This window comes from Shewanella maritima, from assembly GCF_004295345.1.
GTDB classification, from domain to species: domain Bacteria; phylum Pseudomonadota; class Gammaproteobacteria; order Enterobacterales; family Shewanellaceae; genus Shewanella; species Shewanella maritima.
Window position 1 is genome coordinate 4,123,212 of sequence record NZ_CP036200.1, and the last position, 20,217, is coordinate 4,143,428.

The 20,217-nt window shown below is 44.9% G+C and carries 16 protein-coding genes; 14 read left to right on the forward strand and 2 right to left on the reverse strand.

The window, feature by feature from the left end; genetic code table 11:
- Nucleotides 1-63: 63 nt before the first annotated feature.
- The 6 genes from EXU30_RS17445 (at nucleotide 64) to ompW (ending at nucleotide 5,927) form a co-directional block, all read left to right on the forward strand.
- Nucleotides 64-402 carry a 4a-hydroxytetrahydrobiopterin dehydratase gene (locus tag EXU30_RS17445; RefSeq protein ID WP_130602185.1) on the forward strand — a complete coding sequence of 113 codons (339 nt, stop codon included), beginning with the start codon at nucleotides 64-66 and terminating at the stop codon, nucleotides 400-402.
- A gap of 163 nt (nucleotides 403-565) precedes the next feature.
- Nucleotides 566-2,104, forward strand: coding sequence for a transcriptional regulator TyrR (gene tyrR / locus EXU30_RS17450; RefSeq protein WP_130602187.1), 1,539 nt, complete (start codon nucleotides 566-568; stop codon nucleotides 2,102-2,104).
- Between the two features lie 337 nt (nucleotides 2,105-2,441).
- Complete coding sequence (locus EXU30_RS17455; RefSeq protein WP_130602189.1) at nucleotides 2,442-3,428, forward strand: fumarylacetoacetate hydrolase family protein; 987 nt, start codon at nucleotides 2,442-2,444, stop codon at nucleotides 3,426-3,428.
- A 67-nt stretch (nucleotides 3,429-3,495) separates the two neighbouring features.
- On the forward strand, nucleotides 3,496-4,146 hold the full coding sequence (gene maiA, locus EXU30_RS17460; RefSeq protein WP_130602191.1) for a maleylacetoacetate isomerase: 651 nt from the start codon (nucleotides 3,496-3,498) through the stop codon (nucleotides 4,144-4,146).
- Nucleotides 4,147-4,162: 16 nt separating this feature from the next.
- Nucleotides 4,163-4,834: a nucleotidyltransferase family protein gene (locus EXU30_RS17465; protein WP_130603589.1), complete on the forward strand. Its 672-nt coding sequence runs from the start codon at nucleotides 4,163-4,165 to the stop codon at nucleotides 4,832-4,834.
- A 415-nt stretch (nucleotides 4,835-5,249) separates the two neighbouring features.
- On the forward strand, nucleotides 5,250-5,927 hold the full coding sequence (gene ompW / locus EXU30_RS17470) for an outer membrane protein OmpW (RefSeq protein WP_130602193.1): 678 nt from the start codon (nucleotides 5,250-5,252) through the stop codon (nucleotides 5,925-5,927).
- 151 nt (nucleotides 5,928-6,078) lie between these two features.
- Here ompW and EXU30_RS17475 read toward each other — a convergent pair whose 3' ends face one another.
- Nucleotides 6,079-6,873, reverse strand: a complete 795-nt coding sequence (locus tag EXU30_RS17475; protein WP_130602195.1) for a S1/P1 nuclease — start codon at nucleotides 6,871-6,873, stop codon at nucleotides 6,079-6,081.
- Nucleotides 6,874-7,276: 403 nt separating this feature from the next.
- On the opposite strand from EXU30_RS17475, the gene EXU30_RS17480 reads away from it, so the two are divergent.
- Nucleotides 7,277-10,444, forward strand: a complete 3,168-nt coding sequence (locus EXU30_RS17480) for a TonB-dependent receptor (protein WP_130602197.1) — start codon at nucleotides 7,277-7,279, stop codon at nucleotides 10,442-10,444.
- Between the two features lie 137 nt (nucleotides 10,445-10,581).
- On the opposite strand, the gene EXU30_RS17485 is transcribed toward EXU30_RS17480, so the two are convergent.
- A complete protein-coding gene (locus EXU30_RS17485; RefSeq protein WP_130602199.1) occupies nucleotides 10,582-11,322 on the reverse strand; it encodes an SDR family NAD(P)-dependent oxidoreductase in 741 nt (246 codons plus the stop codon).
- A gap of 457 nt (nucleotides 11,323-11,779) precedes the next feature.
- Between EXU30_RS17485 and metA the strand changes: the two genes are divergently transcribed.
- From metA to mmsB, 7 genes are all read left to right on the forward strand, one after another.
- Nucleotides 11,780-12,724: a homoserine O-acetyltransferase MetA gene (metA, locus tag EXU30_RS17490; protein WP_130602201.1), complete on the forward strand. Its 945-nt coding sequence runs from the start codon at nucleotides 11,780-11,782 to the stop codon at nucleotides 12,722-12,724.
- A gap of 300 nt (nucleotides 12,725-13,024) precedes the next feature.
- Nucleotides 13,025-14,218: a thiolase family protein gene (locus tag EXU30_RS17495; protein ID WP_130602203.1), complete on the forward strand. Its 1,194-nt coding sequence runs from the start codon at nucleotides 13,025-13,027 to the stop codon at nucleotides 14,216-14,218.
- Between the two features lie 119 nt (nucleotides 14,219-14,337).
- Nucleotides 14,338-15,831: a CoA-acylating methylmalonate-semialdehyde dehydrogenase gene (locus EXU30_RS17500; protein WP_130602205.1), complete on the forward strand. Its 1,494-nt coding sequence runs from the start codon at nucleotides 14,338-14,340 to the stop codon at nucleotides 15,829-15,831.
- Between the two features lie 212 nt (nucleotides 15,832-16,043).
- Entirely contained in the window at nucleotides 16,044-17,201 is a 1,158-nt protein-coding gene (locus EXU30_RS17505; protein WP_130602207.1) for an acyl-CoA dehydrogenase family protein, read from the forward strand.
- A gap of 30 nt (nucleotides 17,202-17,231) precedes the next feature.
- Entirely contained in the window at nucleotides 17,232-18,023 is a 792-nt protein-coding gene (locus EXU30_RS17510) for an enoyl-CoA hydratase (protein ID WP_130602209.1), read from the forward strand.
- On the forward strand, nucleotides 18,023-19,138 hold the full coding sequence (locus EXU30_RS17515; protein WP_130602211.1) for an enoyl-CoA hydratase/isomerase family protein: 1,116 nt from the start codon (nucleotides 18,023-18,025) through the stop codon (nucleotides 19,136-19,138). The genes EXU30_RS17510 and EXU30_RS17515 overlap by 1 nt, the downstream gene beginning before the upstream one ends.
- Nucleotides 19,139-19,294: 156 nt before the next feature.
- Nucleotides 19,295-20,200 carry a 3-hydroxyisobutyrate dehydrogenase gene (gene mmsB / locus EXU30_RS17520; protein WP_130602213.1) on the forward strand — a complete coding sequence of 302 codons (906 nt, stop codon included), beginning with the start codon at nucleotides 19,295-19,297 and terminating at the stop codon, nucleotides 20,198-20,200.
- The last annotated feature ends 17 nt before the right edge of the window (nucleotides 20,201-20,217 follow it).

The following is a 20,217-nucleotide window of genomic DNA, read 5'->3' on the forward strand; positions in this document are numbered from 1 at the left end:
ATACTCAGCAGGCGCTAACCAACAACAAATTTTGCTGTACCCAATTAATCAGGAGTTGTAACCATGACCGCATTGACTGAAATGAAGTGTGAAGCTTGCCAGGCTGACGCGCCAAAAGTAACCGAAGCAGAATTAGCTGAGCTAATCCGAATGATCCCTGATTGGGGCGTAGAAGTACGTGAAGGCATCATGCAATTAGAGCGTGTTTACAAGTTTAAAAACTTTAAACTTGCCATGGAATTTACCAACAAGCTTGCAGATCTTTCAGAGGAAGAGTTCCATCATCCTGGCATCTTGACCGAGTGGGGCAAGGTAACTGTAACTTGGTGGTCACACTCTATAAAAGGCTTACATAAGAACGACTTCATTATGGCAGCCAAGACCGACCAGTTGCTTGATTAGTCACGAAAACACAATAATTCAGCATGTTACGTTAACGTAACATGCTAAATGTTTCTGCCTGTTACAAAATTGCTGTAAACTTCGCTTGCCAGCGTAAACTTTTAACATTAACGTATGCACGATTTCCAAAAGAAAATATTATAAACAAAGGAAATGGTTGATTATGCGTTTAGAAGTTAGCTGTATCGATCGCGTCGGCCTCGCGAAAGATATTTTAACCGTGCTCGAACATCACGGCATTAACCTGATAGCCATTGATGCCAGCAACCAAGGCTTTCTTTATCTGCAATTTGCAGAAGTCGATTTCGAAACCCTAAGAGAGCTCCTCCCGCAAATTCGTAAAGTTGAAAGCGTACACGATGTAAGAACCGTGTCGTTTATGCCATCTGAACAAGAACATTACGCGCTTAAAACCCTACTTAAAACCTTACCAGATTCAGTGTTTTCCCTAGACTCCAAAGGCAGGATCCGTATTGCCAATGAGTCGGCATTGTTGACGTTAGGTATGGGCGAGCATGAAGTGTTAGACGAGCCATTAAACCATTGGGTTCAAGGGTTTAACTTCTCTCGCTGGATGAGTGAAACGCCAGTTTTGGCGCAGGCTTGCCGTCTGCAAATTAACAATAATGAATATCTGGCTGAAATGCTGCCAATATACCTACCCGATGATGATGGCACTACCATTCTTGCGGGTGCGGTTGTGTCGTTAAAATCTCCTGCGAGAGTCGGCAAACAGTTCAATGCATTGCAAAACCAAACTACAGGATTTGACAATGTGCTGGCTAACAGCGACAAGATGAAAGAAGTGCTTAAGCAAGCGAAGCGTATGGCGCAGCTTGATGCGCCGCTACTTATCACAGGTGAGACGGGTACTGGTAAAGAGTTGATGGCGCGCGCAAGTCATGATGCCAGTATGCGCCGTGAGAAACCATTCATTGCGATTAACTGCGCAGCACTGCCAGACAGTGTCGCAGAAGAAGAGTTATTCGGCTTTGTGAATAACGGCGAAGTGGTTAAACGCGGCCTGTTTGAAGAAGCTAAAGGCGGCACGGTATTTCTTGATGAAATTGCTGAAATGTCAAAAGCTGCGCAGGTTAAACTACTGCGTTTACTGCAAGATGGCACCTTTAGACGCATTGGTGGCGACGAAGAAGTGCGCGCCGATGTTCGCATTATCTGTTCAACGCAGAAAAATCTGGCAGAGTTATGTCAGGCTGGCGAGTTCCGTGAAGACTTGTACTACCGCATTCATGTACTTAGTTATCACATGCCATCGCTGCGTGAGCGCAAGGTGGACGTTATTCCGTTGACCGAAATGTTCCTTGAACATTACAGTCAGCAGTTATCTAGCCCACTTCGACGTATTTCAGCAAGTTGTCGCGATTACCTATTTAGCTACGCTTGGCCTGGTAACGTACGCCAGCTTAAAAACGCGATTTTTAGAGCTGTATCAATGTGGGATGGTGCAACTGAACTCACCGTGGAGCAGTTGAAGCTGCCATCTTATGCCGAAGGTTTTGGCTACTTTGACGAAGAGTTTGAAGGCAGCTTAGATCAAGCAATGAAGGAATATGAAGCCAGCTTATTGCGCCGCTTGTATCCTGCGTACCCTAGTACGCGGCAACTGGCGAAAAAGCTTGGGGTTTCGCATACCGCCATCGCTAATAAACTGCGTGATTATAAAATCGCCAAGAAGAAATGATGTAACGAAAAGCTGCCAGCAGCAACGAGCTGGCAGTGTTTGATTTAACCGCCTATTGCCGATTATCTGCCACAATCAAGTTGGTGTAATAAATAGTTTACATTGTGGTTTGAATGCAGAATAAATGTGATTTAGTTCACATCATTTTAATCTCAGGCAATTTGCGGTATTTGTTATGCCAGCAGATGAACGTGCCCACAAATGAACGTGCCCAAGAATGAATTCCAATGCAGCCTTTTGCTGCATAGCTTGATGGCTTAGCTTGTTGAACCTGTGCACTAGCGCAGCTGTTGAGCACTTTAAAATTTGCCATCAAATATAAAAATTAGGAGCAACAATGAAACTTGCCACATATGACAATGGCCGCCGTGACGGTCAATTAATGCTAGTTAGTAAGGATTTAACCAAAGCGGTGGCAGTACCAGCAATTGCCCACACTATGCAGCAGTTGCTTGATGCATGGGACTTACTAAACCCACAGCTGCAAGAGCTATATGAAGCACTTAACGCAGGCCAAATGGATAACGCGGTAGACTTTGAAGAGTCACGTTGCTTATCACCACTACCACGTGCATACCAATGGGCTGACGGTAGTGCATACGTCAACCACGTTGAGCTAGTTCGTAAAGCGCGCGGCGCAGAAATGCCAGAGTCTTTCTGGACTGATCCACTAGTATACCAGGGCGGCTCAGACTGCTTTATCGCGCCAAAAGCAGACATTCAAATGGCGAGCGAAGAATACGGTATCGACTTTGAGTCTGAAATCGCAGTGATCACTGACGATGTGGCAATGGGCGTAGACAGCAGCAATGCACAAAAGCACATTAAACTGCTCATGCTAGTTAACGATGTGTCTTTGCGCAACTTAATTCCTGGTGAGCTAGCCAAAGGCTTTGGCTTCTTCCAATCTAAGCCATCTAGTGCCTTCTCTCCAGTTGCCATCACACCTGATGAGCTAGGTGATAAGTGGCAAGACAGCAAAGTACACCTACCACTGGTTACTCACTTAAATGGCGAGTTATTTGGTCGCCCAAATGCTGGTGTCGACATGACTTTCGACTTTAGTCAGCTTGTTGCTCACGTAGCAAAAACTCGCCCACTGGCTGCAGGTGCAATCATCGGCTCGGGTACAATTTCGAACTATGACCGCAGTGCTGGTTCAAGCTGCTTAGCTGAAAAGCGTATGTTAGAAATCATTGAAGATGGTAAAGCTAGCACACCATTTATGCGCTTTGGTGATACAGTTCGCATTGAAATGTTTGATGACAATGACAACTCAATATTTGGTTCAATCGACCAAAAAGTCGTTGAATACAAGGCTTAATTAGCACGCCGAGTTTGAATAAAAGCAACAGCGGTAACGTTGTTGCTTTTTTTATAAGGAGTATAAAATGAAACTCTATGGATACTGGCGCTCAAGCGCTGCTTATCGTGTACGTATTGCGCTTAATTTAAAGCAGTTAGATGCCGAACAGATTTCAGTTCACCTAGTGAAAAATGGCGGTGAGCAACACAGTGAAGATTTCGTTAAGCTCAATCCACAACATTTAGTTCCAGCGTTAGTTGATAGCGATGAACATGGCGAGTTTTGCATTACCCAGTCGCTGGCGATTATCGAATATCTTGATGAGCGTTATGTGCAAGCTGGTTTGTTGCCACAAAAAGCAAAATATAGAGCGGTAGTGCGCGCGATGGCGCAGCTTATTGCTTGTGAAGTCCACCCACTAGATAACCTGCGCGTGTTGCAATATCTGGTGAATGAAATGGACGTAAACGAAGACAACAAGATGAAGTGGTATCACCATTGGATCCATTTAGGTTTTGCAGCGCTTGAAGCGCAAATTGCTCAGTTCGGTGGCAAGTATAGTTTTGGCGATAGTGTCACTTTAGCTGATTTGTGTTTAGTGCCTCAGGTGTACAACGCAAGACGCTTTAATGTCGATTTAGCTGCATATCCAAATATCGTGCGCGTTGATGCCGCCTTAAATGAGCTGGAAGCATTTAAACTAGCCGCACCTGAAGCTCAGCATGACGCGACTTAAATCAGTCAATTAATTGATGACGCATAACGAGCAATACCGCGCACAAATATGTCAGTGGCTGCTTGAAGATGAATCGCGTCTGCAAGCACTTAAGATGTGCGCGCAGCTTTTTGCCCAGCTGGGTATTGAAGACTGGTGTATTGCAGCTGGTTTTGTGCGTGATATGGTGTGGGACAAGCTGCACCAGTTACCTAACTCTGCGTTTAATGACATTGATGTGATTTATTACTGTCAGCAAGACATAAGCCCCGAGCGTGATCGTCGGCTTGAGCAAGCTCTAGCTCAATCATTAACCCAAGAGTTGGCCCAAGCATTAGTGCAGTCTCCAAGCAACACGTTAACTAAAACACTGCTTGGGGAGAGCACTTGTAATTTACCTTTCTCGGTCAAGAACCAAGCGCGCATGCATATTAGAAACGGTGATGCGCCTTACGCCAGCTGCACCGATGCCATGAGTTATTGGCCTGAGCTGCAAACTGGAGTTGGTGTAAAGCTTGAGCTCGCTTGTTCACTAGACGATTGCCAGCAGACACAAGCACATGTTTCTATCATCCACGCGTTTGATCTGGCGCGCTTATTTGATTTTTCGATCACTCATAACCCGAAGCGAAATCGTGAGTTGTTTACGCGACGGGTGACCACCAAAGGTTGGCTTGAGCGCTATTCAAAGCTCGCAATTTCCACATAGTCCTGTCGTAAAGGCTGACAAGTTTAAAGTCTATTTCGTCTCGCTCAACTGTGTTGTTTCCAACGGTTTTTATTCAATAACTTTAGATTTTTAGGCGTTCTCTCACTTGCTGCAGCGAGTGCACCTCACCATTTACAGTCAAAATTTGATGCGCTTAGGTCTAATCCTAAAGGTTGAATATAGATACTTTATTAACCAAAAGTGGTTGATTTTTAATCTTAAATGCTTGTGTAGAGGTGATCTAGATCAATAAAACGATTACCTCTTTGGTGATAGTGATAGATATTGATCTGTATCAATGTTGTTAAGGATTTTGTCTGGCAGTGTAGCGCCAATTGTTAAGGGTGTTATCGAATTGTTTGTATGTGCGTACAAGAAAAACGCACGGGTTTTAAGCAAATTCAAGGGGATGAATATGAAAACCAAATTAATGACAAAAACACTAGTTGCTGCAGGTCTATTAGCTGCGAGCTTTTCAGGTAGCGCGATTGCTCACCAGGCAGGTGACATCATTGTTCGTGCCGGTGCTGTGCAGGTCAGCCCAAATGATTCAAGTCAGCAAGTAGAAACGCCAGATTTAGGCAACCTAGGCGAGTTCTCAGTAGGTTCAAACACTCAGGTTGGTTTAAATTTCGGTTACATGCTGACTGATAACTTTGGTGTTGAATTACTTGCAGCAACGCCTTTTAGCCACGACATTTCAATTGCTGGAATGAAAGTTGCGGAAACCAAGCACCTACCACCAACCTTGGTTGGCCAATATTACTTCGGCAGTGCTGATTCAAAACTTCGTCCGTATGTGGGAGTCGGTGTTAACTTTACCAACTTCTTTGACACAAAAATCACCAATGATGTTGATGGTCGTTTGTCTAACCTAAGCTTAACTAATTCATGGGGATTAGCGGCGCAAGTGGGTGTTGATTACCAAGTGAGTGATAACTGGCTAGTGAATGGTTCAATCTGGTACGCACAGATCTCAACTGACGCTAATTTCCAATATGCACCTAATGGTGGCGCAACTTCAGTTCCTGTATCAATCGAAACAGACATTAACCCATGGGTTTACATGGTGAGCGTTGGTTATACTTTCTAATCAACTCTTTGGTGTTGAACTAGCGTGAAAACCATAGCGTGAAAACCATAGCGTGAAAACGATAGTGTGAAAGTTAGTTCAACTCACCAATGAAACTAACACCATAAAAGCAAAAACCAGCTGTAATTTCAGCTGGTTTTTTTAGTAATGATTACTTAAAGATATCATTGAGCTTTTCAGCTAGCCTCACGCCAGCTTGGCGTAAACGCAGTTTCACAGTGGGTGTGTGGTCATAAACATACTGGTAGCGTAAATCATCTTCGCCATCGCGGTTTTTTTCAAGCGTGTACGTTGCTTTACGCAGCGCTTTAGATTCATCCGCCCATTCGTAATAGTTTTTACCGTGCCATTGTTTACGCTCTTTTTCTGATATACGGCCGATAAAGCGCGTCATTTCAGTAAAGCTTAAGCCTTGTTGTTCAACTAGCTCAGTGTCCCAAACACTATGTAGGTTAGTGTTCTCGCCAAACCATTTTAGTTTGATTTTATTTCCGCCCCAGTCGTCAGCATAACCAACGTGTAAAGGTTGGTGTATATCGCCGACAAAATGTACGTAAAACGCTAACGCTTGCCACTTTTGCTCAATGGTTGAGTTAGGGTTACGTAGCGCTTTTTCAAACAGTTCCATTGCTGCGATAACATCGCCATGGGGATTGCGCTTAACGGTTTTCCAGGTTTCATGATCATCTATCGACACATAGTGCCAAGGCGCAGCGTGATCCCAGCTGCCACTGGAGCGAATTTCATCACCCCAAGTTGAGACTTCAGCCAGACTTGCACCATCGAGTAGGTCAGTGATCTTCTCATTTACTTCGTCGGTGAGATTCTGCTGGGCTATCTCACCAATGACTCTATGACCTAATTGACCCCAAGCCATAGCATCATGCATTGGCAAAACTAGCGTTAACCCAAAGCTAGTCGCTGCCAACAACTTGTGCAGTTTCATTATTCATCCTATTTAAAATAATTGGTTATTTTTTAGTTTTTATTTTACGGGCGTAAGATTGCAGTTTGACGAATTGAATTTCAATAATTTTTTGTTATCCAAGCTGTAACTTTTTCGTTACGAAAACAACGGGTTTTGGAGGTGATCCATCTGGTATAACCAGTTAGTGATTGAAAAATAAGCGTTAGATCACACTTATGTTGATGGAAAGATACATTGTTGAGCTTGTGTTTATTTCTTGTGAGTAGTTGAAATATTTGTGCAACAAAGTCAGTATACACTCGCTTTCGAGTTTGAGCTTATTAATTAGGGACTTGAGCCCATTACTACTTATAAATTGAGCCAAGCTTAAGCAATTTCCAATTAAAAATAATATTGAATTTGTAAAATTCAGGGGTCTAAAATGTTGAACAAAAAACTAAGTCGCATAGCACTTGCGACTTGCTTTGCCATGGGTGTTGCTCTACCAGCCATGGCAGCCGATACTGCGTCTTCTATTCGCGGTCAAATCACCGGTCCTCAAGGTAATGCTGTTACTGATGCAAAAATTACCATCATGCACGAGCCTACGGGTAAGGTAACTGAAGTTGAAGTAGGCGAAAATGGCCAGTTTCACGTACGTGGTTTACGTGTCGGCGGTCCTTACATTATCAAGGTCGATTCTGACAAATTTGCTGATGAAGTTGAGCAAGGCTTATTCTTAAACGTGGGTGAAACACTTAGTTTCAACCGTTCACTAAATACTACAGAAGCTGCAGATATTGAGCGTATCAACGTAGTTGGTAATGCTGCACTATACCGCAGTGGTAGTTCAAATAGTGATTTTGGCTCTAAAGATATTGAAAACTCTCCAGGTATCAGCCGTGACCTTAAAGATGTAGTACGTCAAAACCCGCTTGCCGTACTTGGTACGGACGGCGTGTCATTAAGTGTTGCTGGTCTAAACCCTCGCTATAACACTTTCGTTGTTGATGGTATTTCGCAAAACGATGATTTCGGCCTTAACTCGAACGGTTACCCAACTCAGCGTTCACCTATTTCAATTGATGCAGTTGAAAGTGTTGCGTTAAACGTAACGCCATATTCAGCGCGTATTGGTGGTTTTACCGGTGCACAGATCAACGCTGTAACCAAGTCTGGTACTAACGAACTATCTGGTACCGTATTTTGGGAAACAACTAACGACAGCATGGCTGGCGATGGTAAAGATCCTAAATCAGGCGAAAAACTAGAGAACGATTTCGAAGAAACGACTTTTGGTGGCACCATTGGCTTCCCATTAATTGAAGACACGTTATTCTTCTTCGGCTCTTACGAGAAATTTGACGCACCTAAATCTGCATTATTCGGCCCTAAAGGCTCAGGTTTTGGAAACGAGTCAAACGTAACTTCTGAAGACTTGCAAAAAGTTCGCGACATCGCGAGCAACGTATATGGGCTAGACACTATTGGTGACTATGACCTGTCTCCTCAAGAAGAAGATGAGAAAGTCCTAGCTAAGATTGACTGGAACATTACTGATGGTCACCGTGCAGCATTCACCTACCAAAAAACCGTTGGTAACCTAACCAACAATATTGCGGAAGACCCTTACGAACTTACGCTTGCAAGTACTTGGTACAATAAAGAAGAAATTCTAGAAGCCTATGCCGGTACACTGTACAGTGACTGGACTGACAGCTTTACTACTGAAATTAAAGTTGCTTACAAAGACACCACTACTAATTCAAATACCATTCAAGACCTAGGTATTGGTGAAGTGTCAGTAAGAACTGATAGCGGTGATATCGTATTCGGTACAGACAAATCTCGCCAAGCTAACCAGTTAAATAACCAAAACCTAGAGTTACGTTTTGTTGGTGATTACTACCTAGGCGATCATGAAATCGGCTTTGGTGCGCAATACAACAACGTTGAAGTATTTAACCTGTTCGCGCAAAACGTAATGGGTACTTGGGCGTTTGACTCTATTGAAGAGTTCGAAAACGGTGAGCCTGGTTCTTTCTATTACTCGAATGCACTATCTGGTAACACACAAGACGTTGCGGCTTCATTTAGCATGAACACCCTAGCGCTGTTTGTTGAAGATAACTGGTACATCACCGATGACCTGCAACTTAACTATGGTATGCGTTACGAAACCATTAGCATGCCTGATGCACCAACATTCAACCAAAATTTCTATGACCGCTATGGTTTTGCTAACAACGGCACATTTGACGGTAAAGATATTTGGTTACCACGTGTAGGTGTAACTTATCAGTTAACTGATGATGTGAAACTGCACGGTGGTGTAGGTCGCTACAGTGGCGGCAGCCCAACAGTTTGGATGTCAAACAGCTACTCAAACGACGGTACTCGTCTGCTAAGTTACAACGGCGGTTGGCAAGATTCTTGGGGAACACCTGATTTTGGTAACGTACCAAGCGAAGCACAAGACGGCTTAGTAGGTGGTGACGGTAATACTAACTCATTGGATCCTAACTTTGAGCTACCTTCAGACTGGCGCGCAAGTATCGGTTTTGACTCTACTTGGGACTTTGGAGCATTAGGTGAAGACTGGTTTGTTGGTGGTGAGTTCCTATACATCCAACGTGAAAACGATGTTGCATGGAAAGACTTAGCACGTCGTTACGTAAAGACAGACGACACTGGTCGTGTTATCTACGAGACTTGGGATCCATTAGCTAACGATGGTGCAGGTGGTAATACTGAGCGCTATGACCTAATGCTAACCAATGCTGAAGAAGATGGTAAGAGCACAACACTCGCCCTAACACTTGCTAAAGAGTGGGATATGGGTATGAGCATGCGTGCAACTTACACCTACAACTCAGTTGAAGAAGGTAACCAAGGTTCTTCGTCTACAGCAACATCTAACTACCAATACACACCTGTTCAGTATGACCGAAACGGCACGACTATGGGCACTGGTCAATACGAAACGCCACACCGTTTCACGTTGACTTTAGGTTACGAGACAGAGTTTGTTGAAGGTTATGCATCTAACTTCAATATGTTTTACGAAGCACGTGAAGGTCGTCCATTAACTTGGGTACTTGGCTCATATAGAGACTACGGCTTTGGTGACCAAAGCACATTTGGTAACTCTTCATACTACCTGCCATACATTCCAACAGGCGCGGATGATGCCAACGTTGAATATTCAGGTGGTCTAACTTACGAAGAGTTCAAGAAGGTACTTGATGAAGTTGGTTTAAGTCAGTACGCAGGTGGTATTGCACCTAAAGGTACGGATAACCAGCCTTGGATCCACACGTTAGACTTCCGCTTTAGTCAAGAGCTACCGGGCTTTACTAAAGAGCATAAAGGTATCTTCTACTTTGACGTTAAGAACGTTCTTAACCTGCTTAATGACGACTGGGGTCGTGTGACTTACCAGTCTTACGGTAGTAAAAAGTTAGTTGACCACAACTACAACCCAGATACTGGTGTATACACTTACTCAGTACCTTACGGTCAAGATGGCTTAGAAACTGATAACTACAACACATACGACATTCAAAAATCAGTATGGCAGTTAAAAGTTGGTGTTAAGTACAAGTTCTAATTTGACTTAATAAGCTAAATTGCAAAACAAAAACCGCGCTACTTAGCGCGGTTTTTTTATGCTTTGAAAAGTATTGGATTTCGCTGATTAAGACAGCAAGCTATCAACTCAAATAACTAAGCCAAATCACCAAAAGCTTAACGCTTCTTCTTTGGTTTCCAGTGACGAGTATTGTAGATAAACTCTGGCAATCCAACGGTTAACCAAGCAACCAAACGCCAGCGTTTCGTCACGTAAAACTTGCGCTTACCTTTCTGTAAGCCTTTGATGATTTGACTGGCTACCTTATCAATCGGTGGTAACCAGAATTTGTTGCCTTGCATAGCCGCTTTATCGAGTAGCCCTAACTGAATATCTGAAATTGTCACCGGTAGTTTTAAGCGCTGGGCATGCATGCTTAAACCTTCAAGGTAGCTTTGGGCAAATGCTTTAGATGCGTGATAAGCCACATTCGGCCCACCGCGTAAACCCGCGATTGAGTTGATTGCTGCAAGCTGACCATAACCTTGTTCACACAAGAGTTTAAACACGCTGTTTGCCACTGCAGCAAAGCCCTTCACGTTAACATCAATAATGTCTTCATCAAGTTGCCAGGGCAGGGCTGGATCGTAGCCATTGAGGCCAGTATTGATGATAACTAAATGCGCGCCATTGTGGGTTTGCCAAGCAGTTTCAATTTGCTCAATCAATTGTTTTGGCTGCTCGATTGCCAGTGGGTAAACCGTCACTGGTGTAGTTAAGCTATCAGTTAATGGCTTAATTGATTCTGGGTTTTGCACGAACAGAACTAACTCAACATTTTGCTCAGAGAATTGTTTTGCAAGGGTTTGGCTAAGTTGCGAACTGGCGCCAATTATCATGGCGGTAGCTTGAGTCATAAGGGCGTTTATCTTCAATGGCTGACTTGATTTGGTCACTTATAATAGAAATTACCGATATTGATAACAAGTTCGAAAAATTTCAATGTTGGATGTATAGACTTCTAGATGTCCTTGTGTATGATGAGATTGACGCTCAATTTAGCAGGTGTTTGTTAAGTAACTGATTGTTAGTTGCTGTTTTAATTGTATTTGCTAATAAAGCAATAATTTTTATGTGGTGTTATTCGGTAACTCATCACTTAAGTACTTGGTTTTTATTTATTTATCAAATTGTGATCTGCATTCACTAGTGCATCTTCAAATTATCGTATTCCCTTATTAGTGGGTTAAGGCTTTGGCTAAGAACAAAGGCTGAATTAAACGTTGCAACTAATAACAGTAATCACAATGAGCAGCTAAAAGTAACAATCTCAAATAATGACCAAAGATAGTCACTACAAACTAGGGCTTGTATATGCCAGTAAGAATTCCAGATAACCTGCCAGCAGCAGGAATTTTAGAATCAGAAAACATCTTCGTGATGTCAGAAAGCCGCGCCGCCAATCAGGACATCCGTCCCATGCGTGTGCTTATCTTAAACCTGATGCCCAACAAGATTGAAACCGAAACCCAGCTCCTTAGATTGCTAGGTAATACGCCTTTGCAAGTGGATGTCGATTTATTGCGTATTCACGATAAAGAATCTAAGCACACTTCAATCGACCATATGAATGCCTTTTATCGTGATTTTAATGACGTAAAACACAAAAACTACGATGGTCTAATTATCACTGGCGCGCCACTTGGGCAGATTGATTTTGAAGACGTTACCTATTGGGACCATATTCGCGAAATCATCGATTGGTCGCAGCAGCATGTTACCTCAGTGCTATTCTTATGCTGGGCAGCGCATGCAGGCTTGTTCCACCTTTATAACTTGCAGCGCAAGCTGTTAAGCACCAAGCGCTCTGGCGTATATTGTCACCAACGCACCGATACGCCGCACCCATTGTTACGTGGATTTGATGAAGAGTTCTACGCGCCTCATTCACGCTTTGCTGAGATGGATATAAACGAGTTACAACAACATCCAGATCTTGAAGTGTTGGCGCATTCTGATGAAGCTGGGGCGTATTTAGTATTAAGTAAAACTAACCGCAACCTGTTTGTCATCGGTCACCCTGAATATCATCGTAATACTTTAAAAGATGAATATTTGCGTGACATTGACCAGGGCTTAGACCCAGAAATTCCGCGCAATTATTTTAGAAATAACGACCCACAACAAAAGCCGGTCGCCCGCTGGCATAGCCACGGCAGCTTGCTCATTAGTAACTGGCTTAATTACTATGTTTACCAGTTAACCCCGTATGATTTGACCGACATGAGCGGTATCACTCCGTGGGAGTCAGAGGTTTAATCCGAAGTTTTGGCCTTAATCGAGAAATTAAATAGCAGCCCTTAGCCATTGTGGTTAAGGGCTGTTTTAGTTTTCGTCATATTAGAGGTGTCATCCCAACTAACCTTCGGCCATTCCCTGCTTGTGCATCCCTGCTTGTTATCTGGGACCCTGGTCAAACAAAGTGTAAATTTTGACTGACAATCCCCGAATAAATTTCCACCTTGATCACAAAATTGGCTATTGCTTTACGTTCGCGTAAACGTCAAAGTGATGGTAGATTTTTGAAAAAGTATCCAAGAAATAGATTTCGGAGACGTTATGAGCGCACAACAGTCAGGCCAAGATATTGTAATTGTGGCGGCAACCCGCACACCAATGGGCGGTTTTCAAGGTGAACTATCACAAGTCACTTCACCAACGCTGGCGGCGACAGCCATTAAAGGCTTACTGGCGCAGTCAGGTGTATCGTCTGACGCGGTAGATGAAGTATTAATGGGTTGTGTATTGCCAGCTGGTCTTGGTCAAGCGCCGGCGCGTCAAGCTGCACTAGGTGCTGGCTTACCACTTACAGCAGGCGCGACAACGGTAAACAAGGTATGCGGCTCAGGCATGAAAACCGTCATGTTAGCGCACGATTCGATTAAAGCTGGTAGTAACGATGTGGTGGTTGCAGGTGGTATGGAAAGCATGAGCCAAGCGCCTTACTTACTTGATAAAGCCCGCGGCGGTATGCGTATGGGCCATGGCAAGGTAATGGACCACATGTTCCTTGACGGTTTAGAAGATGCATACACTGGTGGCGCAATGGGCACATTCGCTCAAAAAACGGCAGATGACTTTAACCTAACTCGCGAAGCGATGGACGAGTTCGCCCTAAGCTCACTTGAAAAAGCTAACGCTGCGATTAACTCTGGTGCATTTGATGCCGAGATTACCCCAGTTACGTTTAGCACTCGTCGCGGCGACGTCACAGTTACCACCGATGAGCAGCCAGGCAATGCGCGCCCAGAAAAAATTCCAACGCTGCGCCCTGCATTTGCTAAAGACGGCACCATTACCGCTGCAAACTCAAGCTCAATTTCAGATGGTGCCGCGGCGCTGATGTTAATGAAGCGCGAAACTGCTGCCAACTTAGGTTTAGATGTGCTCGCGACCATTAAAGGCCACACAACACACTCGCAAGAGCCTGCCATGTTTACCACAGCGCCAGTGGGTGCGGTAAACAAGCTATTTGGTTTAACTAACTGGACTAAAAATGACGTTGATTTATTTGAAATCAACGAAGCGTTTGCCATGGTCACCATGCTAGCCATTTCTGAACTTGGCTTAGATGCAGGCAAGGTTAACGTTAATGGCGGCGCATGTGCATTAGGCCACCCAATTGGTTGCTCTGGTGCTCGTGTGCTGGTTACGCTAATTCACGCACTTAAAGCACGCGGTCTAAAACGCGGTGTGGCCACTTTATGTATTGGCGGTGGTGAAGCAACGGCAATGGCAATCGAGGTCGAATAGTTAAGCCTATTCGACAACAGATTTCGAAGTATAAAACTCAACAAGACGGCATTGCTAGCGCGAATAACAATCTTAAAAATGGCCTAGCAAAGCAATCCTCACGGATGGAAGGGAATAACATGACCACACAAGTAAAACACTATATTGCAGGTGAGTTCACCACAGGTACAGGTAGCAAGGTTATTGAAGTCACTAACCCTGCTAACAACAGCGTGATTGCCAAGGTAAATGCGGCAACCGAAGCTGAAGTAGACCAAGCTATCGCCAGTGCTAAAGAAGCCTTTAAGACTTGGAAGGAAGTGCCGGTTTCTGAGCGTGCCCGCGTTATGCTGCGTTACCAGCACCTACTTAAAGAAAACCACGATGAAATTGCTACAATTCTTGCCAAAGAAACCGGTAAAACCTTTGAAGATGCCAAGGGCGACGTATGGCGCGGTATTGAAGTCGCTGAACACGCTTGTAATGTTGCATCGCTGCTTATGGGCGAAACCGTTGAGAACGTGGCGCGTAACATTGACACTTACTCTTACACTCAGCCTTTAGGTGTTTGTGCTGGTATCACACCATTTAACTTCCCAGCGATGATCCCGTTATGGATGTTTCCGTTAGCTATTGCTTGTGGTAACACTTTCATCCTTAAACCATCAGAGCAAGACCCAATGACGCCGCAACGTCTGGTTGAGCTGTTTGAAGAAGCGGGCGCGCCAAAAGGCGTGTTGCAGCTTATTCATGGTGATAAAACTGCGGTTGATAAACTGCTTAGCGATGAAGCGATTAAGGCGATTTCATTTGTCGGCTCTGTGGGTGTGGGTCAATACATCTACAAAACCGGTACTGACAACCTTAAACGTGTACAAGCTTTTGCCGGTGCTAAAAACCACTGTGTGATCATGCCTGATGCTAACAAGCAGCAAGTGATCAACAACATGGTCGGCGCATCGGTCGGTGCTGCTGGTCAGCGCTGCATGGCGATTTCAGTTGCGGTGTTTGTTGGTGAAGCGAAAGAGTGGATCCCAGAGATTAAAGAAGCGCTGGCTAAAGTTCGCCCTGGCCTTTGGGATGACAAAGATGCCGCTTATGGCCCGGTTATCAGCCCTGCCGCTAAGCAGCGCGTACTCAGCCTTATTGAGCAAGGTAAACAAGAAGGCGCAGATTGTGTGCTTGATGGCAGTGACTTTACTGTTGAAGGTTATGAATCTGGTAACTGGGTTGGCCCAACCATGTTCACTAACGTGACCACAGAGATGAGTATCTACAAAGAAGAAATCTTCGGCCCAGTGCTTTGTTGTATGGAAGCTGACTCATTAGATGAAGCCATTACCCTTGTAAACAACAGCCCTTATGGTAACGGTACTTCTATCTTTACTGCATCTGGCGGCGCAGCGCGTAAATATCAGCATGAAATTGAAGTAGGTCAGGTAGGTATTAACGTACCAATTCCTGTACCACTGCCGTTTTTCTCATTCACAGGTTGGAAGGGCAGTTTCTACGGTGATCAACACGCTTATGGTAAACAAGCGGTACGTTTCTACACCGAGACTAAAACCATCACTTCACGCTGGTTTGATGAAGGTAGCGTAAGCGGCCCGAACATGAGTATCAACCTGAAATAGTCATCAAGCCTTGCTTGTACCTCGATTACCAAAAGAGGGATAAGCAAGGCTTTTTAATTACCTGTTTGAAAACTGAGCAGCAACGCGACAACTCGCGCTAAAAACCAATAACAACAATAGATTAATAACAACAAGCGCTTGCTATCAATACATGGCACCGCTGCTGACTCAGAGAAATGACCGCAGAGTCATCACCTTATGAGGAAATTTCCATGGATTTTAATTTAAACGAAGATCAACGCCAATTTGCCGATCTTGCCCGTCAATTTGCCCAAGAAGAGCTCGCGCCATACGCAGCTAAATGGGATGAAGAGCACCACTTTCCGAAAGACGTGATTCAAAAAGCGGGTGAGCTTGGATTTTGCTCACTATATTCGCCTGAATCTGAAGGCGGCATGGGTTTATCACGTCTTGATTCATCAATTATCTTTGAAGAGTTATCACAAGGCTGCACCGCAACTACAGCCATGTTAACCATTCACAATATGGCGACCTGGATGGTGACGACCTGGGGCAGCGAAACACTGCGTCAGCAATGGTCTGAGCCACTAACCACTGGTCAGCAACTTGCGTCTTACTGCTTAACTGAGCCTGGTGCTGGTAGTGATGCTGCGTCGCTGCAAACCAAAGCCGTGCGCGAAGGTGATGAGTATGTAATAAACGGCTCTAAAATGTTTATTTCAGGCGCGGGCGACACTGAGCTGTTAGTGGTGATGTGCCGCACTGGTGAGCCTGGCCCTAAAGGTATTTCAGCCATTGCCGTACCAGCAAACCTTGACGGCATAATCTATGGTAAAGCCGAAGATAAAATGGGCTGGAATGCTCAGCCAACACGCTTAATTACGTTTGAAAATGTGCGCGTACCAGCTGCCAACTTACTGGGCGAAGAAGGCCAAGGCTTTACCTTTGCAATGAAAGGTTTAGACGGCGGGCGCATTAACATTGCCACTTGCTCAATTGGTACTGCCCAAGCTGCCCTTGAGCGCGCGACACAGTACATGAATGAGCGTAAGCAATTTGGTAAGCCAATTGCGGCGTTCCAGGCGCTGCAGTTTAAGCTTGCTGATATGGCAACTGAGCTAGTTGCTGCTCGTCAAATGGTGCGTTTAGCAGCGTTTAAATTAGATACTAAAGATCCAGAAGCAACCGCATACTGCGCCATGGCAAAACGTTTTGCTACCGACATTGGCTTCCAGGTGTGTGATAACGCGCTGCAGCTGCATGGTGGCTATGGTTACATTCGCGAATACCCGCTTGAACGTCACTTCCGTGATGTGCGTGTACATCAAATTCTTGAGGGGACAAATGAGATCATGCGTCTGATTATTGCCCGTCGCATTTTAGATGAAAACGCACACCCAATTCTGTAATTGGCAGGCAACAGTTTTAAAGGACGTTTTATGACACAGCAAAACAACTCAACGGCAATCATCAAGCAGGTAGAAGGCAACACAGCCATTTTTACGCTTAACAACCCGCCAGCGAATACCTGGACTGCAGATAGCCTGCAACTGCTTAAATCTATGGTGCTTGAGCTAAACCAAGATAAAAACATTTATGCATTAGTTATCACTGGCTTTGGTGAAAAGTTTTTCTCAGCTGGCGCTGATTTAAACCTGTTTGCAGATGGCGATAAGGGTAATGCGGCGACCATGGCAAAACACTTTGGTGAAGCATTTGAAACCTTAAGTGCATTTCGCGGAGTATCGATTGCAGCCATCAATGGCTACGCTATGGGCGGCGGTTTAGAAGTCGCGCTCGCCTGTGATATCCGTATTGCAGAGCAACAAGCTCAGATGGCACTGCCTGAAGCAACCGTTGGCCTATTGCCTTGTGCTGGTGGTACCCAAAACCTAACAGCGCTTGTTGGCGAAGGTTGGGCAAAACGGATGATTTTATGTGGTGAGCGCCTTGATGCTGCTAAAGCTGAAAAAATTGGTCTAGTAGAAGAGGTGGTAGAGCAAGGCCAAGCACTTGAAGCTTCAACAAAATTAGCTGCTAAAGTTGCTCGTCAATCGCCATCAAGCGTGACAGTATGTAAAACGCTAATTCAGGCTGGCCGCACTATGCCACGCACACAAGCCTTACCGCTAGAGCGTGAGCTATTTGTTGGTCTGTTTGATACCGAAGATCAAGCTGAAGGTGTTAATGCCTTTTTAGAGAAACGCAAACCAGATTGGAAGAATGCATAATGACTCAAGATGTGATTTTTCAAACCTTAGGCACCTTATCAGGGCAGTCTATTGGTGTTGTTACCCTCAATATTGAAAAAGCCCTCAACGCGCTAAACCTTGATATGGTGCGTGCGATGACAACCCAGCTTCAAGCCTGGCAAACTGATGACTCAATTGCGTTTGTTGTGCTCGATGGTAGTGGCGACAAAGCGTTTTGTGCTGGCGGTGATGTGCGTGCTATTTATCAAGCATCGGTGGCAAACCCCGGTGAAATGACCACTCAAGCCAGTGAGTTCTTCACCGAGGAATATCAGCTTGACTACCTACTGCATCAGTTTGGTAAGCCTGTGATGGTGTGGGGCGATGGCATTGTGATGGGCGGCGGCCTTGGCCTGATGGCTGGTGGCAGTCATCGGGTTCTGACTGAGCGCAGCCGTATTGCCATGCCAGAAGTCACTATCGGCTTGTATCCAGATGTTGGCGGCAGCTATTTCTTAAACCGTATGCCGGGCAAGCTTGGGCTGTTTTTGGGGTTAACTGCTTACAATATGAATGCCGCTGATGCTGCTTTTGTTGGGCTAGGTAACCACTTTGTTGGTAGCAGCGACAAAGAGCCACTATTTGATGCGCTAGCCGATGTGAACTGGACTAGCGACACTAATCAAAACCATGAGTTATTGACGCAACTGCTTGATAGTTGGCAAGACAAAACTCAGGCGCAAATGGGCAACTCTAATCTTGAGCTGTACCAAAGCCAAATCGACATGTTAATGGATGGCGAAATCGAAGATGTGCATCATCAGCTATCTAGCCTAGAGACAGAGCTTGAATGGCTAAGCCGCGCACAAAAAACGGCCATGGCAGGTAGCCCGCTAAGCTGGTTCTTAATCTTTGCTCAGGCAAATTTAGGCACCAACAAAACCCTAGCTGAATGCTTTAAGTGGGAGCTTGGTATCAGCGTAAATTGCTGTATGCACGGCGATTTTTGTGAAGGTGTGCGCGCACTACTGATTGATAAAGACCGTAACCCACAGTGGAAGTTTGCTCACGCCGCTGATGTTACGCCTGAGGCGGTAACTCAGCTATTAACCTCGCCGTGGAGTGATAGCGAGCATCCGTTAAACGCGCTGTAATAAGCTGTATGGAACGCGGAATAGTATTAAAGCAATAATAAAAATATAAGAAGATCAACAAGACTCGCTGCTTACCTATCTCCATCAGAATAGCTGGTTAAGTTATTGGGGGAGAGTACAAAAACAGCAAGTAACACCACAACAAAGGAATTGGATATGGCAACAGTAGCATTTATTGGATTAGGCAATATGGGCGGCCCAATGGCAGCCAACCTAGTTAAAGCTGGTATGACGGTCACGGTATTTGACCTAGTACCACAAGCTGTTGAGGCATTAACAAGCCAAGGTGCGCTGAGTGCCAAAACTGCTTGCGGCGCGGCAGCTGGCGCTGACTATGTGATTACTATGCTGCCAGCTAGTAAACATGTTCAAGGCTTATATTTAGGCAGCGGTGAACAGCAAGGTTTACTCGATGTAGTGAGTAAAGATGCGGTATTAATTGATTGCTCAACCATAGATGCAGGCACAGCTCAGTTAGTGGGGAAAGCTGCAGAAGAGAAAGGCATTGCATTTATGGATGCGCCAGTATCAGGCGGCACCGCAGGCGCAACTGCTGGCACCTTAACCTTTATTTGTGGTGGCAGCGATGCCGCCTATAACAAGGCGCAAACTGTGCTAACTGTGATGGGCGCAAATATTTTCCATGCTGGCGCAGTTGGCGCGGGACAAATTGCTAAGATTTGTAATAACATGCTGCTTTCTGTGCTGATGGTGGGTACCAGTGAGTCGCTGCAACTTGGCATCGACAACGGGTTAGACCCGAAAGTGCTGTCTGACATTATGAAGGTGAGCAGCGGCGGCAACTGGACGTTAGAGAAATATAACCCGTGTCCAGATGTGATGGAGTCAGTGCCATCATCAAATAGCTATCAAGGCGGCTTTATGGTCGACTTAATGGTGAAAGATTTAGGTTTGTCGCAACAAGCAGCATTAGCCTCAAATTCAAGCACGCCAATGGGCGCTTTAGCCCGCAGTTTATATGTAAACCATGCCCGCCAAGGCAATGGTAAGTTAGATTTTTCAAGTATTTTTGAGCAGTTTGCCAATCAAAAATCAAAATAACGAGTAAAGGAACCCAT